A 263-nucleotide genomic window follows, 5' to 3' on the forward strand; every position below is an offset into this window, starting at 1 on the left:
GGTCGAGCTCCGGATAGCTCGTGCCGCACACCGGACACGCGCGCTTGGTGGACAGCACTTTCACGGCGCCGAGTTTCGCGGTGGGCAGCCCGCCGTTCATCGCGTGGTCCAAGCCGTCGAGCGGCGCAAGCAGATGCATCACGCCCTTGCCGATTTCGAGCGTCTGGTCGAGCGCGTGACGCAGTTGCGCTTCGTCGTCCGCCGATACCACCAGGTCGGCGACCGGCAACTCAATGGTGTGTTCGCGGAAGCGGTCGAGCTTC

The 263-nt window shown here is 66.2% G+C and carries 1 protein-coding gene; it reads right to left on the reverse strand.

Annotated features, from left to right (window positions below; all coding sequences use genetic code 11):
- A partial coding sequence (locus SB753_RS38345; RefSeq protein WP_410805328.1) for a hypothetical protein occupies positions 1-263 on the reverse strand: 263 nt, incomplete at both ends.

Source organism: Paraburkholderia sp. SIMBA_053 (assembly GCF_046534895.1).
GTDB classification, from domain to species: domain Bacteria; phylum Pseudomonadota; class Gammaproteobacteria; order Burkholderiales; family Burkholderiaceae; genus Paraburkholderia; species Paraburkholderia caledonica.